The organism is Pseudomonas sp. B21-019, assembly GCF_024749225.1.
Classification (GTDB): Bacteria; Pseudomonadota; Gammaproteobacteria; order Pseudomonadales; family Pseudomonadaceae; genus Aquipseudomonas.
This window is the reverse complement of sequence record NZ_CP087193.1, coordinates 2,411,424-2,426,601: the sequence shown is the minus strand read 5'-3', so window position 1 is coordinate 2,426,601 and position 15,178 is coordinate 2,411,424. Positions and strand designations below refer to the sequence as shown.

At 59.6% G+C, this 15,178-nt stretch carries 18 protein-coding genes; 4 read left to right on the top strand and 14 right to left on the bottom strand.

Going from position 1 to position 15,178, the window contains the following annotated elements:
* Window positions 1-48: 48 nt before the first annotated feature.
* Genes catA through LOY36_RS10945 form a run of 3 tightly spaced genes read right to left on the bottom strand, consistent with a single transcriptional unit; the run spans window position 49 to window position 2,479 of the window.
* Complete coding sequence (gene catA / locus LOY36_RS10955) at window positions 49-978, bottom strand: catechol 1,2-dioxygenase (RefSeq protein WP_258673461.1); 930 nt, start codon at window positions 976-978, stop codon at window positions 49-51.
* Window positions 979-1,029: 51 nt separating this feature from the next.
* A complete protein-coding gene (gene catC / locus LOY36_RS10950; protein WP_007936026.1) occupies window positions 1,030-1,320 on the bottom strand; it encodes a muconolactone Delta-isomerase in 291 nt (96 codons plus the stop codon).
* Window positions 1,321-1,330: 10 nt separating this feature from the next.
* Window positions 1,331-2,479: a muconate cycloisomerase family protein gene (locus tag LOY36_RS10945; RefSeq protein WP_258673460.1), complete on the bottom strand. Its 1,149-nt coding sequence runs from the start codon at window positions 2,477-2,479 to the stop codon at window positions 1,331-1,333.
* 129 nt (window positions 2,480-2,608) lie between these two features.
* On the opposite strand from LOY36_RS10945, the gene LOY36_RS10940 reads away from it, so the two are divergent.
* Complete coding sequence (locus LOY36_RS10940) at window positions 2,609-3,511, top strand: LysR family transcriptional regulator (RefSeq protein WP_258673459.1); 903 nt, start codon at window positions 2,609-2,611, stop codon at window positions 3,509-3,511.
* 144 nt (window positions 3,512-3,655) lie between these two features.
* On the opposite strand, the gene LOY36_RS10935 is transcribed toward LOY36_RS10940, so the two are convergent.
* The 5 genes from LOY36_RS10935 to LOY36_RS10915 form a co-directional block, all read right to left on the bottom strand.
* Window positions 3,656-3,907 (bottom strand): DUF1652 domain-containing protein, encoded by a 252-nt coding sequence (locus LOY36_RS10935; protein ID WP_258673457.1) that lies wholly within the window; start codon window positions 3,905-3,907, stop codon window positions 3,656-3,658.
* A gap of 76 nt (window positions 3,908-3,983) precedes the next feature.
* Window positions 3,984-4,883 carry a polysaccharide deacetylase family protein gene (locus LOY36_RS10930; protein WP_019649246.1) on the bottom strand — a complete coding sequence of 300 codons (900 nt, stop codon included), beginning with the start codon at window positions 4,881-4,883 and terminating at the stop codon, window positions 3,984-3,986.
* Between the two features lie 221 nt (window positions 4,884-5,104).
* Window positions 5,105-5,263, bottom strand: a complete 159-nt coding sequence (locus tag LOY36_RS10925) for a hypothetical protein (protein WP_019649247.1) — start codon at window positions 5,261-5,263, stop codon at window positions 5,105-5,107.
* A 61-nt stretch (window positions 5,264-5,324) separates the two neighbouring features.
* Window positions 5,325-5,636 (bottom strand): AzlD domain-containing protein, encoded by a 312-nt coding sequence (locus LOY36_RS10920; RefSeq protein WP_162830927.1) that lies wholly within the window; start codon window positions 5,634-5,636, stop codon window positions 5,325-5,327.
* Window positions 5,636-6,334, bottom strand: a complete 699-nt coding sequence (locus tag LOY36_RS10915; protein ID WP_258673455.1) for an AzlC family ABC transporter permease — start codon at window positions 6,332-6,334, stop codon at window positions 5,636-5,638. Before LOY36_RS10915 ends, LOY36_RS10920 begins: the two co-directional genes overlap by 1 nt.
* Window positions 6,335-6,713: 379 nt before the next feature.
* Here LOY36_RS10915 and dapA point away from each other — a divergent pair, with 379 nt between their 5' ends.
* Window positions 6,714-7,589 (top strand): 4-hydroxy-tetrahydrodipicolinate synthase, encoded by an 876-nt coding sequence (dapA, locus tag LOY36_RS10910; RefSeq protein ID WP_258673453.1) that lies wholly within the window; start codon window positions 6,714-6,716, stop codon window positions 7,587-7,589.
* A gap of 60 nt (window positions 7,590-7,649) precedes the next feature.
* A complete protein-coding gene (locus tag LOY36_RS10905; protein WP_258673451.1) occupies window positions 7,650-8,045 on the top strand; it encodes a DUF2784 domain-containing protein in 396 nt (131 codons plus the stop codon).
* 2 nt (window positions 8,046-8,047) lie between these two features.
* Here LOY36_RS10905 and LOY36_RS10900 read toward each other — a convergent pair whose 3' ends face one another.
* The 6 genes from LOY36_RS10900 to LOY36_RS10875 form a co-directional block, all read right to left on the bottom strand.
* Window positions 8,048-9,625, bottom strand: a complete 1,578-nt coding sequence (locus tag LOY36_RS10900) for a sensor domain-containing diguanylate cyclase (RefSeq protein ID WP_258673449.1) — start codon at window positions 9,623-9,625, stop codon at window positions 8,048-8,050.
* Window positions 9,626-9,790: 165 nt separating this feature from the next.
* Window positions 9,791-10,558 (bottom strand): ABC transporter ATP-binding protein, encoded by a 768-nt coding sequence (locus tag LOY36_RS10895; RefSeq protein ID WP_258673447.1) that lies wholly within the window; start codon window positions 10,556-10,558, stop codon window positions 9,791-9,793.
* 21 nt (window positions 10,559-10,579) lie between these two features.
* Window positions 10,580-11,293 carry an ABC transporter permease gene (locus LOY36_RS10890; RefSeq protein ID WP_258673445.1) on the bottom strand — a complete coding sequence of 238 codons (714 nt, stop codon included), beginning with the start codon at window positions 11,291-11,293 and terminating at the stop codon, window positions 10,580-10,582.
* Entirely contained in the window at window positions 11,290-11,979 is a 690-nt protein-coding gene (locus LOY36_RS10885; protein WP_019649253.1) for an ABC transporter permease, read from the bottom strand. The genes LOY36_RS10890 and LOY36_RS10885 overlap by 4 nt, the downstream gene beginning before the upstream one ends.
* 84 nt (window positions 11,980-12,063) lie before the next feature.
* A complete protein-coding gene (locus tag LOY36_RS10880; RefSeq protein WP_408981120.1) occupies window positions 12,064-12,843 on the bottom strand; it encodes an ABC transporter substrate-binding protein in 780 nt (259 codons plus the stop codon).
* Between the two features lie 90 nt (window positions 12,844-12,933).
* Entirely contained in the window at window positions 12,934-14,103 is a 1,170-nt protein-coding gene (locus LOY36_RS10875; RefSeq protein WP_258673440.1) for a M20 aminoacylase family protein, read from the bottom strand.
* A gap of 84 nt (window positions 14,104-14,187) precedes the next feature.
* Here LOY36_RS10875 and LOY36_RS10870 point away from each other — a divergent pair, with 84 nt between their 5' ends.
* Complete coding sequence (locus LOY36_RS10870) at window positions 14,188-15,177, top strand: LysR family transcriptional regulator (protein WP_196808882.1); 990 nt, start codon at window positions 14,188-14,190, stop codon at window positions 15,175-15,177.
* Window position 15,178 lies beyond the last annotated feature (1 nt).

Genomic DNA, 15,178 nt, shown 5'->3' with positions numbered 1-15,178 from the left:
GATAAACGGTCGGTTATCTCGTGGCCCGGTTCGGCTGGTCGAGGGGTATCAGTCCTCGAGCGCACGCACCCGCTCGTGGCGTTGTTGCTCTTCAGGCTGGGCGGACGACTGCAAGGTGAAGTCAAAATTGATTTCGGCAAAACGCCCGCTGACGCCATGGGCCGCCGCACGCTGCTGATCGTCACTGAAAGTGATCTTGGCGATCAGTTCGTCACGGGTGGCGTAGGCGAAATCGTCATGCAGGTACTGATCACCATCGAGGTTGATCTGGGTGGTCAGGTGACGATGATCCGGCGCCGAAATGAAGAAGTGAATGTGCGCCGGCCGCTGGCCATGACGGCCCAGTTGATTGAGCAGTTGCTGGGTCGGACCATCCGGCGGGCAGCCGTAGCCCGACGGCACGATGCTACGGAAGCGATAACGGCCCTCGGCATCGGTGACGATCCGGCGACGCAGGTTGAACTCGGACTGGGTGGTGTCGAAGTACGAATAGGTGCCGCCGGTGTTGGCGTGCCAGACATCCACCACCGCGCCGGCCAGCGGTTCGCCAGCGGTGTTGAACACCCGGCCCTGCATGAACAGAGTCACACCCGGATCGACGCCGTCATCGAGACGCGCTTCGCCTTGCGACAGCGGTGCACCCGCCACATACAGCGGCCCCTCGATGGTCCGCGGGGTGCCGCCGGATTTGCCGGCCTGCTCGTCTTCGGCATCCATCAACAGGTCGAGGTAATGCTCAAGACCGAGCCCGGCCACCAACAGACCGGCCTCCTGCCGCGCGCCCAGCACGTTGAGGTAATTGACGGCTTTCCAGAATTCTTCCGGGGTCACGGCCAGGTCTTCGATGATGTTCACCGAATCGCGCAGGATGCGGTAAACCAGCGCTTTGACCCGCGGATCGCCGGCCTCGTTGAGCAGGCCGCTGGCCTCTTCGAGAAACTTCTGGACACTGGCGTTGTGGGAAATCTTGACGTTCATGGTGGATCCTCATCTTGTAATTATTAGCGTAGCGAACTGAACAGGCTGGGTTCAGCGGTCATCCTCGCGAATGGAAGAAGGATGCCGGCACAGCGCGTTGACCTCGATGGCCATGTACGGGTACAGCGGCAATTGCATCAGCAAGTCGTGCAGTTCCTGAACGCTGTCGACATCGAACACGCTGTAATTGGCATAGAGCCCGGCGATGCGCCACAGATGACGCCACTTGCCTTGCTCTTGCAGGCGCTGGGCCAGGGCTTTCTCGTCGGCCTTGAGCTGAGCGGCGCGCTCCGGGTTCATGTCGACCGGTAAATTCACGGTCATTTTTACGTGAAACAGCATGATGCCCTCCTCAGGCTTGATGAACGGCAGTGGATATTTTGTCTCGACGGAAAAACGCCAGGCGTTCTTCATCCAGAACCAGGCCCAACCCCGGTGTTGACGGGACGTGCAGTTGGAAATCGCGGTAGACCAAGGGCTCGCTGAGGATGTCTTCGGTCAGCAGCAGCGGGCCGAACAGCTCGGTATCCCAGCTCAATGTGTTCAGCGTGACGAAGGCATGGGCCGAGGCCAGCGTGCCGATTCCGCCTTCGAGCATGGTGCCACCGTACAGGCCGATACCGGCCGCCTCGGCAATCGCGGCGGTTCGCAGCACCGCGCGCGGGCCGCCGTTCTTGGCGATTTTCAGAGCGAACACCGAAGCGGCGCCTTCCCGTGCCAGGTTAAAGGCATCTTCCACGCATTCGATGGATTCATCGGCCATGATCGGCGCCGGGCTCATGGCATTCAGGCGCACCATGCCGGCGCGGTTATTGCGCGAGATCGGTTGTTCGATCAGGTCGATGCCGTTGGTGCCGAGGATCCGGCAGGCCCGCAGAGCGACTGCTTCATCCCAGGCCTGATTGACATCGACCCGCACGCTGGCGCGATCACCCAAGGCTTTTTTGATCGCAATGACGTGAGCCAGGTCGCGGTTGACCTCGCCAGCGCCGATTTTCAGCTTGAAGATCCGGTGGCGGCGCAGGTCGAGCATTTTTTCCGCTTCAGCGATGTCCTTGGCCGTGTCGCCGCTGGCCAGGGTCCAGGCCACCGGCAACGCATCGCGAACCCGTCCTCCCAGCAGTTCACTGACCGGCAGGCCAAGGCGCTTGCCCTGGGCGTCGAGCAAGGCGCTTTCGATACCCGATTTGGCGAAGGTGTTGCCACGAATGCTGCGCTCCAGGCGCAACATCGCGGCATTCACATTGCCGCTGTCCTGGCCGATCAGCAGTGGCGCGACGTGTTTGTCGATGTTGGTCTTGATGCTGTCCGGGCTTTCGTTGCCGTAGGCCAGGCCGCCGATGGTGGTCGACTCACCGATACCCTCAATGCCATCGGCACAGCGCACCCGAATGATCACCAGGGTCTGGTTCTGCATGGTGTGCATCGCCAGCTTGTGTGGGCGAATGGTCGGCAGATCGACGATGATCGTCTCGATCGATTCAATGGCTGTTGCAAGCATGTCGCGATACCCGTCAGGTTCTTAAAGTTCTGGAACCGATTCTGGTACGGCTTTTTTCGGGAAGCCAATATAGAATTGGTCTGACTCGATACCTTAAAGGTATTTAACAGATCGACATCCGGAGGCCCCATGGAACTGCGTCACCTGCGGTATTTTCAGGTGTTGGCTCAAACCCTCAACTTCACCCGCGCCGCCGAACTGCTGCACATCGCCCAACCGCCGCTGAGCCGGCAGATCCAGCAGCTGGAAGACGAACTCGGGGTACTGCTGCTGGAGCGCGGCCGACCGTTGAAGTTGACCGACGCCGGGCGTTTTTTCCATGAACACTCCACCGCCCTGCTCGAACAACTGGGCAAGGTTTGCGACAACACGCGGCGGATCGGCCTGGGCGAAAAAACCTGGCTGGGCATCGGCTTTGCGCCCTCGACACTCTATGGCGTGCTGCCGGAACTGATTCGCCGGTTGCGCAGCGGTGAGCCTCTGGCGCTGGAGTTGGGGCTCTCGGAAATGACCACGTTGCAACAGGTGCAGGCGCTCAAGGCCGGGCGTATCGATATCGGCTTCGGGCGCATCCGCATCGACGACCCGGCCATCCTGCAGACCGTGCTCACCGAAGACCGACTGGTGGCCGCCCTGCCCGCCGGCCACCCGCTCCTCGCCAGGCCCATCAGCCTTCGGGAACTGGCGAAAGAACCTTTTGTGCTCTACCCCGGCAATCCGCGCCCGAGTTACGCCGACCACGTGATCGCGTTGTTCGAAGCCAGTGGCGTGCACATCAAGGTGGCGCAATGGACCAACGAGCTGCAAACGGCGATTGGTCTGGTGGGGGCGGGAATCGGGGTGACGCTGGTACCGGCCTCGGTGCAGTTACTGCACCGCGACGACATTGGCTTCACTCCGGTGCTGGAAGACAACGCGATCTCGCCGATCATTCTCAGCAGGCGCGTGGGCGATGTATCGCCAGGGTTGAATCATTGCTTGCAGATGATCGATGAACTGCTGCCGCGCGAAAAGCTTGAAACCAGCCGTTAGGCAATCTGTAGCAGCTGTCGAGCCCCAGCGAGGCTGCGTTCGGCGTAGGAGCTGCCGCAGGCTGCGATCTTTTGATTTTCAGCGGTTCCGAACATGCCGAAGATCAAAAGATCGCAGGCTTCGCCAGCTCCTACAGGGAGTGCGTTAGGCCACGACACCGGCGAACGCTCGGCGACCGGCACGCATTTCTGTGCGAAGTTCGCCGATCAGGTTGGAAATATCGCGAACACTGATCAGTTTGTCGGGGGATACGCCGGTGATCAACAACTCAATCCGCCCGGAGCTCTGATCGAAAACCTTGATCCGCAAGGTTTCATTCTGGTTCAAGGTGCATTCGCAGGAGAGCGGCTTGAAACCGGACTCGACAATCTGGCAAAGCTGCTCAATTGAAACCATGACAGACGCCCTCCCTGGACGGCCTCCCGATTGGATCCACTGAGATTAGTCCAGCTTGCGCAATGCGCCAGCGGGTTCAGTGAGCATCCCCATCCCATATCCAATTCCAGATCCCCGGCAAACGAACAGGCTCGGAACTCTGCTTGACGGTGCGCGCCATGGCCGCCCGCTGTAGCGCTGCCGTGTCGTCGTAAAACGGTTTCTGCGCCGTGGCCAGACCGGTGGCGTTGGCACTGTCGAGGAGGATTTGCAGGTATTCGCGGGCATGCCGGGCGGTGTAGCGGTTGAGGTCGTGAAAGGTCACCACCACCGGAATCACCCCATCCACCGTCGGCAACTCGCCAAGGGCGATGCGCTCGCGGACTTCGGACAGCTGCCGCAGCATATTGGCCCGCCGCCGAGGGCTGGCGTTGAAGCCCCAGATCTTGCCGTCATTGGCGCTCAGGTCGGTCAGCAGTACGTGCATGCCATGCTGTTGGTAGGCGGCGAAAGTGCGTTTGTCGTAGTTCCAGAACGGCGGACGCACCAGGTTTGGTGGAGTGCCAGTGATCGCGGCGATGTCTGCGCTGCCGTTGGTCAGCGATTGCTCCAGTTGCTCCGGCTCCAGGGAGCGATGGTTGGTGTGGTGGGGAGTGGCCGTGTGGAAACCCAGCAAGTGACCTTCGGTCTTTTCGCGCTGCATGAGTTGGCGGCCCACGTCACTGCCGCCGGCGCCCGAGGCTCGGGTCTGCACGAAGAACACGGCTTTGATGTCCGGTTGCAGCGGATTGTGCGCCAGGCTGTCGAGTACAGTGGCGGTCGGGTTGTAGAAACCGGACGCGCTGGGCCCGTCGTCGAAGGTCAGCAGAAAGCGGATCGGCGCTTGCGCGCGCAGGCGCTGTTGCGTCTGCGGCGTCATTTCAATGGGGGCGGCGATACAGCCAAACAGGCCGACGGCGATGGCGAATACGGATAGAACCTTGATCAACTGCTTCATGTTTTGCCTTGGGCCAGACCTTGCGACCGTCACGTTTAATGGCAAAAACCCCTCGCCCATTCATCCCTTCGATCGACCCGCCAATCGCTGCGAGCCGAGGTTGGATAAGGGTACACAGTGTTTGGTTCCAGCGCCTGCTCCCCAGGTGATTGCATTTCAAACTACAAAAACTAAAAAGCCCCGCCATCAATTGGCGGGGCTTTTGGCTATGTGCAAGCGGATCAGGGCTTCAGCGGACGCTCCTGGTCGCGGTCCGACAGTTCTTTACCATCGTCGGGGTGTTTCCAGTCCGGCATCGAACGCTTCTGCCGCTCGATTTCTTCTTCCGTCGGTTCATCTGTGTCTTCATCCAGGTCCGGACGCTTTGGTTCAGTGGCCATGTCCACCTCCCGTCCTCAAGGGATCATCCGTTAAGCGTAGAACAGTTTCACGCCGGACGACTCAGAGCCACCAGCGCAGCAAAAAGAAAAAGCCCATGCTCAACAACATGCTGAGCAGAGTATTGCGGGTGTAAAGCACCAGGCCCACGGCCACCAGCGAACTGATCAGATAGGGGTTGTCCCACTGCAGGTTCAACTGTTTGTCGGGCATGAACACAATCGGCCCGCAGATCGCGGTGAGCATGCCCGGGACCGCGAAACCGAGGAACTGCCGGGCATTGCTGCTCAAGCGCACCGGCAGCCGAGGTTCAAGAAATACGTAGCGGTTCAGGAACACCAGCAGGCCCATCCCGATAATCACAGCCCAGACCATCATGTGCGCCCCACGTAGAGTTTGTTGCAGATGAACCCTGCGGTCATGCCCGCCAATCCCGACAGCACCAGCGCCGAGCCCCATTGCCAATAGCTGAACAGCACCGAACAGAACAGCGAGACTGCCACGCAAACCACTGTCGGAACGTTGCGCACCACCGGCGTGATCAAGGCGATAAACGTCGCCGCGATGGAGAAGTCCAGTCCCAAGTGTTCAAGGCCCGGAATGCTGCTGCCCAGCACAATGCCCGCCAGGGTGAAGAGGTTCCAGGCGATGTAAAACGTCAGGCCCACACCGAGGGCGTACCAGCGATTGAACTGCTGTTTGTCATGCTGGCTGGTCAGGGCGAACAACTCGTCGGTGAGCAAAAAGCCCAGCCCGATACGCCAGCAGCCCGGCAACGGGGAAATCACCGAACGCATGCTCATCCCGTACAGCAAATGCTGGGAGGTCAGCAGCAACGTGGTCAACAGAATCGAAAAGACCCCAGCACCGCCCTTGAGCATGCCAATGGCGACCAATTGCGCCGCGCCGGCAAACACGATGCTCGACAGCCCCTGGCCTTGCAGGGGCGTGAGGTTGGCCTCGATGGCCATGGAGCCGGCCAGCAATCCCCAGGGCGCGGTCGCCAGGGACAACGGCATGATGGCCGCGGCGCCACGAAGGAATGCAGTACGCGGCATGAATGAGTTGGACATAACGCTCTACAACCAGGAAAAGACTTCAGACTGTGCCAGCAGTCATGGCCGATGGCTTGAACAATCTTGCGCACTTGCAACGACTTCACGATTGACAAATACCCCGTCGGCTTTTAAAACTGGGCGCCTCATTCAGGGTGTAAGCAACCATGTCCGCAACTTTCAACCTCAACACTGTCGTCATTGGCTTGAATGCCAAGGCGCAAGGTTGCGTTGCGCACGCCCCTAAATCGAAGAAACAGTCGCTCATGTGACCGGGGCGCGCTGTCCCGTCAGATGAGCTGACAGGACATTGAGCGCGGCGGACACCCCTCCTCTTGCTGACTTCCTTCTACGCTTCTGACGGTGACGAAATCGGTCAACCTTCAGGAGAAAGTGCATGTCATCGTTTCAAGGTATCTGGGTTCCCATCGTTACGCCGTTTCACAATGGTGCGATCGACTTCGCCGGGCTGCGACGGCTGGTCAGTCATCTGCTGGAAAAAGGCGTCGATGGCATAGTGGTCTGCGGCACCACCGGGGAAGCCGCGGCGCTGGGTAAACACGAGCAACTGGCGGTGCTCGATGCGGTGCTGGAACAGGTTCCACCAGAACGCGTGGTCATGGGCCTGGCCGGCAACAACCTCACCGAGTTGCTGCAATTTCAAAGCGAAATCCTGAAGCGTCCCCTGGCGGGCTTGCTGGTGCCGCCGCCCTACTACATCCGCCCTTCCCAGTCCGGCCTCGAAGCCTTTTTCAAGACAGTCGCCGATGCGTCCAGCGCCCCGATTATTCTCTACGACATCCCCTATCGCACCGGCATAGCCTTCGAGCAGACGACCCTGCTCCGGATCGTCGCCCATGAGCGGATCGTCGCGATCAAGGACTGCGGCGGCAACCCGGCCAACACCTTCGCGCTGCTCTCCAGCGGTAACGTCGACGTGCTGTGCGGCGAAGATAATCAGATCTTCGGCGCGCTATGCCTGGGCGCCAAAGGCGCGATTGCCGCCTCGGCCCATGTTCATCCCGAGCTGTTCGTGACGCTGTATCAACAGATTCGCGACAACCGCTTAGCGGCCGGCCGAACGACCTTCTTCCAGTTGCTGCCGCTGATCCACAGCCTGTTCATCGAGCCCAATCCCGCTCCGGTGAAAACTGCCCTGGCCCTTGGAGGATTGATCCACGACGAGCTGCGAGCGCCAATGCAACGCAGCAGTGAAGCCACCGTCGTACGTTTGAAAGAAGTACTGGCAGCGCTCGAAGGCGGCAATCGATAGAGCACAAGCGTCCAGCCCGAGTACCATGGAGCGATTCATATAACGCGCCAGGGAATCGACATGCTTTACCGAATCGCCGCCGACGGGCTGGTGCTGTCTCACTTGTTGTTCATTCTGTTCGTGCTGTTCGGCGGGCTGCTGGTGCTCAAATGGCGCCACCTGATCTGGTGGCACCTGCCCGCCGCTGCATGGGGCGTGACCGTGGAAGTCTTCCACCTGACGTGCCCGCTCACCGAATGGGAAAACCGCATGCGCCACGCGGCCGGGCAAACCGGTTACGGCGGCGGTTTTATCGAACATTACGTGTGGCCGATCATTTATCCGGCCGGGCTGACGCCCACGATTCAGCTGGGGCTGGGCAGCGTGGTGCTGGCGCTCAACGTGTTGATCTACGCACGGCTGTTCCGGCAATGGAAGCATCCGACCCGTTCAGGCAGTAACCACCGCTCCGGTTGAACTCAGTTGGCGATAACACTCATGTTCCGGCCACTGGCCTTGGCCACATACAGCGCCTTGTCCGCGGCGCCGACAATGTCGTCGGGTTGGGCTTGCGAGGCCGGGTCGTAGGCGCAGACACCCAGGCTGACCGTGACCACGCCTTCCACGCCCCCAACGTGCTCGATGCCGGCCTGCTGAACCGCACGGCGGATTTTTTCCGCCACCAGAAATGCCCCCACATAATCGGTGGCGGGCAACACCACCGTAAACTCCTCACCACCGAAGCGGGCTGCGAGATCGCCGGGACGCTTGATGTTTTCGGTGATGATCGCGCTGATTTTGCGCAAACACTCATCGCCCGCCAAATGACCGTAGTGGTCATTGAAGCTCTTGAAGTGGTCGACATCGATCATCAGCAGCGCAAGATGGGTCTGGCTACGCCTGGCACGGCCCATTTCCGCGAGAATGAACAGGTCGAATTGACGCCGGTTGGAAAGCCCGGTCAGTGCATCTTCCAGCGCCAGCAACTCCAGGCTGCGGTTGACCTCAATGAGTTTGTCCTGAGTCTCCAGCAGATTGTTCTGAATATGATTCTGCTGCTTCATGAGGCGGATCAGGCGATAACCGAGAGCCCCCAGAAACCCCAGCAGCAACAGGACGATGCCCGCACTGAATATCGACTCCTGCCGCCAACTGGCCAGGACTTCATTCTTGTCGAGCGCGGCAAAGACGACAAGCGGATACCCCTCGACCCGTCGAAACCCCACCACCCGCACCACCCCATCCACATAAGACCTCACCGTTGCCGTACCGGAATCGCCCTTGGGCAACAGTTGGGTAAACAGCGGCCCCTTGGCGACGCTGGTGCCGATATCGGCTTCGTTGAACGGGCGCCGAACGACGATGGTGGCGTCATCGGCGATCAGGTTGATCACCCCGTTATTGCCCATATCGATACTGTTATACAAATCCAGAAAATGCTTGAGGTAGATCGAAGCCACCACCACGCCGGCAAACCGGCCATCAGGGTGATTGATCCGGCGTGACACGGTCATGATCCACTCACCGGTCGAGCGACTTTTTATCGACGGACCGATATGAGGACCGCGGTCGGGATGATCACGGTGGTAGATGAAATATTCACGATCGGAATTATTGGCATTGGGCGGTATGACGTTAATGGCGTTGGCGAGCCAGCGTCCTTCTTCGTCGAACACGAACAGCCCATGGATCTGCGCCAGTTCACTGCGCTGGGCCTGGAGTAAACGTTGCAGCCGGGGAAATTTATCCGGTTGCATACCGTCGATTTCGAGGCGGTCCACCAGGGAAAACAGCAGCGTGTCGGCCTGTTTGATCGATGCCTGCGCCTGCGAAGCCAGGGTTTGCGCCAGGTTGGACATCGCCACTTCGCTCTCACGCAGATGGTACTGGCGCGAGTTCCAGCTTTCCCCGATCACAATGGCCATCAAGGACAGGCACACCGCAATGAGCAGAGAAACCGCGTATCGAACCTTGAGCGTTGACTCAACCGGCTCGGGCACCCAAGGCGTGGCGAGCGGGGTGTGTTCAATACGATCTTTGACGGACGGATGCCCCATGACGCTCCCTGAATCCCTTATGACATGGCGAATTTTCCCGTTCGCCCTTTTAGCGCCAGCCAGCCGTGACCGGCGCTCAAACCTTTACAACCCGATACGATAGGTGATTTGCACGAAAACGCTCATCGAAATCATCCGCCGGATCAGCGAGGATGATAGCACCCGTTACTTAAGGCTTCCCGCCAGAAACTGCTTCAACCGCTCGCTCCGAGGCTGCTCCAGCACACAGCTCGGTGCTCCCTGTTCCTCCACTCGTCCCTGATGCAAAAAGATGACCTGATTCGACACCTGCCTGGCAAATGCCATTTCATGGGTGACCACCACCATCGTCCTCCCTTCCTCTGCAAGCTGCTGCATGACTCTGAGCACCTCGCCCACCAGTTCGGGGTCCAGCGCGGAAGTCGGCTCATCGAACAGCATCACTTGCGGCTCCATGGCCAGCGCGCGAGCAATGGCAACGCGCTGCTGCTGGCCGCCGGACAACTGGACCGGATACTGGCCCTCGACCTTTGCCGGCAAGCCGACCTTGAAGAGGTAATGCCGCGCCCGCTCCAGGGCTTCCAGGCGCCCGACACCCAGCACGCTCATCGGGCACTCAATGAGGTTTTCCAGCACCGTCATGTGACTCCACAGGTTGAAATGCTGAAACACCATCGACAGCTTGCTGCGCATGACCTGCAACTGCCGGGGGTCGACCACGCACAATTCGCCCCTCGAGTTCTTGCGGGTCAGCAGCTCTTCGGCGTTGACAATGATGCGCCCGGCTGACGGTTGTTCGAGGTGGTTGATACAGCGCAAAAAGGTACTTTTTCCCGACCCCGAGGAGCCGATGATGCTGATCACATCGCCAGCCCTGGCCTTGAGCGAGACGCCCTTCAACACTTCATGGCTGCCGTAGTTCTTGTGTACGTCTTCAACGATCAATTTATACATTCGAGCATGTCCCGTCAGGAGTCAGTGCGTCCGGGGTTTGAGGTAGGCAAGCCAATGCAATTCACCGCGACGGAACAGCCAGATCAGCAAAAACGCGCTGCCGGCATACAACAATCCGGCAATGCCGAATGCGGTGAAGGAGGCGTAAGTCGCCGAGTTGACGTCGCGGGCAATTTTCAGCAAATCGGGAACCGTGGCGGTAAACGCCACCGAGGTGGAATGCAGCATCAAAATCACTTCATTGCTGAAGAACGGCAGGGCCCGGCGCAACGCCGACGGCAGAACGATCCGGCGATAGAGGGTGAAACGGCTCATCCCGTAGGCTCGGGCGGCCTCGATTTCGCCATGGGCGGTCGCCCTGATGGAACCGGCGAAAATTTCGGTCATGTAGGCACAGGTATTGAGCCCGAACGCCAGCACCGTGCAGTTGAACCCGTCACGGAAAAACGCGTTGAGAAAATCCTGGGACCGCACCACATGCAAGCTGTACACACCGGTGTAGAAGAACAGCAGCTGGATGTACAACGGGGTGCCGCGAAACACGTAGGTGTAGCACCACACCGGCAGGCGGATCAGCGGATTACGGCTGACGCGGGCGATCGACAAGGGAACCGCGAGCAGGAAACCGCTCACCACCGAAAGAATGAGCAGCCACAAGGTCACCGCCAACCCGGAAAAGTGCGGCCCGTCGCTCCACAGGTAAGCCTGCCAGTAGTCATCGAGAATGCCGGTCATGGTGCAACCTTCCTGACACCCACCGAGTAGCGGTGCTCGAGCCACATCAAGACAACGTTGGAAACGGTGGTAATGGCCAGGTAGATCAGGCCGCCGACCAGCGTGAAATAAAAGAACTGCAACGAGCCCTTGCCCGCATCCTGCGTGGCCTTGACCACATCGGTCAGGCCGATGATCGATACCAGGGCAGTCGACTTGATCAGCACCTGCCAGTTATTGCCAATGCCCGGCAAGGCATGGCGCAGCATTTGCGGGAAGAGGATTTTGCGAAAGGTTTTCCCGCGGCTCATGCCGTAGGCCCTCGCGGCTTCGATCTGGCCAGCCGGGACTGCCTGGAAGGCACCGCGAAAAGTCTCGGTGAAATATGCCCCGTAGATGAATGACAGGGTGGCGACACCGGCCAGGAACGGGTCGATATCGATCTGGTTGATGCCTAGCCAATCCGTCATCCGGTTGAGCAGCATCTGCAAGCTGAAGAACAACAGGAGCATGATGACCAGGTCCGGCATGCTGCGAATCACCGTCGTATAACCCGTGGCCAGCGCTCGCAACAAACGACTGGAGGACAACTTGGAGCTGGCGCCGAGCAGCCCTGCCAGAACGGCGATCAGCAGTGATCCCAAGGCCAGTTTGAGGGTGGCCAGGGTGCCCAGCAGGATTTGCGGGCCAAAGCCTTCCAGAAGCATTTCGCTCTCCTTGTTTTTATTAGTGAAGAGGATGGTCAAACAGAGCGGCCCGGACGGCCGCCCTGTTTCAGGTATCGAGAGGCATCATTTCGCGCCGTAGACGTCGAAATCGAAGTACTTCTTGTTGATCCGCTCGTAAGTGCCGTTGGCCAGAATCGTCGCCAGCGCTTTGTTCAAGTCTTCGCGCAGTTCGACATCGCTCTTGCGCAAGCCAATGCCATCACCGACGCCAAAAAAACCGGGGGCATCCAGGTTGGCACCCGCAAATTCATAATCCTTGCCCCGCGCAGTGTTCAGAAACCCGTAACTGGCCTGGATCGCGCCCTGCAGCGAGGCATCGAGTCGCCCCACTACCAGGTCGGCGTACACCTGGTCCTGATTCTGATAGGAGAGAATGTCTACGCCCTTCGAACCCCAGACAGCTTTGGCATAAGCCTCCTGGGTCGACCCCTGCTCCACGCCAATACGCTTGCCCTTGAGCGACTCCAGGGAGGGCAGCAAGCCCGATCCACGCCTGACCACCAAACGCGCCGGCGCATTGGACACCTTGTCGGTAAACGCAATCTGCTCCAGGCGCTTGGGCGTAATGGTCATCGACGAAGCCACCGCGTCGAACTTGCGCGCCAGCAGGGCCGGGATCATGCCGTCCCAGCTGCTTTCAACCCAGACACAGCGAGCATGCAACTCGGCGCAAAGCGCCTCGGCGATGTCGACCCCGAAGCCGGTCAGCGTGCCATCCTGGTTCTTGTATTCCAGCGGTGGGTAGGTCGGGTCGACGCCCAGCTTCAACACTTTGCCGGACCAGTCGGCCGCCCCGGCCAGGCCGGATGCCGTGAATAACACCAGTGATACAGCCGCGATCATTTTTTTCATTGTTATTTTTCCTCTATAGGCTCGCCGAGCCAGGTTACCGACAGCTTTTTGTACAGCCGCAGCGCTTGAAAGCGCCGCCGCTCAACGCAGAAAACCCTCGACCAGCTTCACCCAATAACTCGCCCCGATCGGCAGGCAGGCATCATTGAAGTCATAGCCGGGGTTGTGCAGCAGACAGCCGCTGTCGCCCTGGCCATTGCCGATCACCAGATAGCTGCCCGGGCACTTTTCCAGGATGAAAGCGAAGTCCTCGCTGGCGGTGAAGGGGCGCAGGTCGTCAATCATTTGTCCTTCGCCCAGCCAGTCCTGCGCGACCTGACGGGCGAACGCTGTCTGCTCGGGATCATTGATCAACACCGGATGACAATGCTGATAGTCGATATGGGCCTGTGCGCCGAAACTGGCGGCCTGGCCCTCGACCAGCTCGGTAATTCTGAGTTCGAGCAGCCGGCGAACCTCAGGGGTCAACGCTCGCACGCTCAGACTCATTTCGGCGAACACGGGAATGACATTCGAAGCGCTTCCGGCATGTATGGAACCCACCGTGATAATTGCCATGTCCTGCGGATTGACGTTGCGCGACACGATGCTTTGCAAGGCAATCACGATCGAGGCGCACACCACCACCGGGTCGATGGCCTTGTGCGGCACAGCGCCGTGGCCGCCGTGACCGATGATTTTGATCGTCACCGTATCGGCAGACGCCATGAACGGGCCGCTGTAAAACCCCAGATGCCCGGCGGGATAACCCGGCACGTTGTGCATGGCAAACACCGCATCACACGGGAACCGTTCGAGCAGGCCGTCTTCAAGCATTTTCCTGGCACCGCCCAGCCCCTCTTCGGCCGGCTGGAAAATCAGATGCAATGTGCCGTTGAACGCCCGGGTTTGCGCCAGGTATCGAGCGGCCGCCAACAAGGTTGCGGTATGCCCATCGTGGCCGCAGGCATGCATCACACCGTCAATCCGGCTGGCATACGGCAAGCCGGTGGTTTCCTGAATCGGCAGTGCATCCATGTCGGCGCGCAAGCCAACGGACCGCCCCTCACCATTTTTCAGGGTGGCGACAACTCCGGTCCGGCCCACACCGGTGCTGACCTCAAACCCCCACTGCGTCAAACACTGTGCAACCCGCTCACTGGTGGCGAATTCCTCAAAGCCCAACTCGGGGTGCGCGTGAATGCTGTGCCGCAAGGCGATCATTTCATCCTGGATCGCTGCGATACCAGGCAAGACGGGGCCGGCGTTCATTGTTGTATTCCCTCGATAGGTCTGGGCGGCTGTTGGGGTTGATCTTAGGGAACGGAATACAGGCTGGGGAGACGCAGTTTGGTTATGATGACAACCATTGGTTGTCGTCACGGTGAGCATATGAAACTGCATCAACTACAAGCGCTGATCGCCAGCGCCGAAACCGGCAGCATCCGCGCAGCCGCGCGTTCGCTGGATATGTCCCAGGCCGCCGTGACCAAAGCACTTCGCGAGCTGGAAACCAGCCAGCAGTTACCGCTGTTCACCCGAACGCCCAACGGCCTGAACTTCACCGAGTACGGCAAAGTGCTGCTGACTCACGCCCGGCTCGTGATCAAGCAACTCGAACATGCGCAGACAGAGCTCGATCACCTGCGAGGCAAGGCTCAGGGGCGGCTCTGTGTGGGGATCACGCCATGGATTGCCTTGACCTTCTTGCCCGAAGTGGTACTGGCCTTTCGGGAACGAATGCCGGAAATCCGGTTGGAGTTGTTCGAAAGCCTGATGGCCGTGGCCCAACCGCTGCTGCGCGATGGCAGCATGGATTTTGCGATCGGCCAACTTCACCCGGCGCAATCAACCCAGGAATTTGCCTGCGAAACCCTGCTCGATTACCAAACGTCGGTGTTGGTCCGCCAGGGCCATGCACAACAGAATGCTCGATCGATCCATGAGCTGCTGGAGCAGAACTGGACCTTGAACTATGCACCGGACGGTCACGATGGGCTGATGCAGGAGTTATTCTGGAAACACGGTGCACAAATTGATGAGAGCCGAATCGTCCGCGCCCATTCACTGGCGATCTTGCAGATGATGGTCGAACGGGCCGACATGTGCACCTGGGGGCCATCCATCGTGAGTATCGCCCCGCCCTTTCTCGGCCGAGTGGTTTCCCTGGGGCTGACCGAACAATTCGAACCCAGGCAGTTGAGCATCGTGACACGCCGCAATGGTGCGCTGAGCAATCCGGCACTGTGCTTCACCGATTGCCTGTTGCAGGTCATTCGGCGTCACGCCCGCTCGGCCAAAAAGGAAGACCGACAACTCTTTGAAACGCTGCACCTGCGGGTTTGAG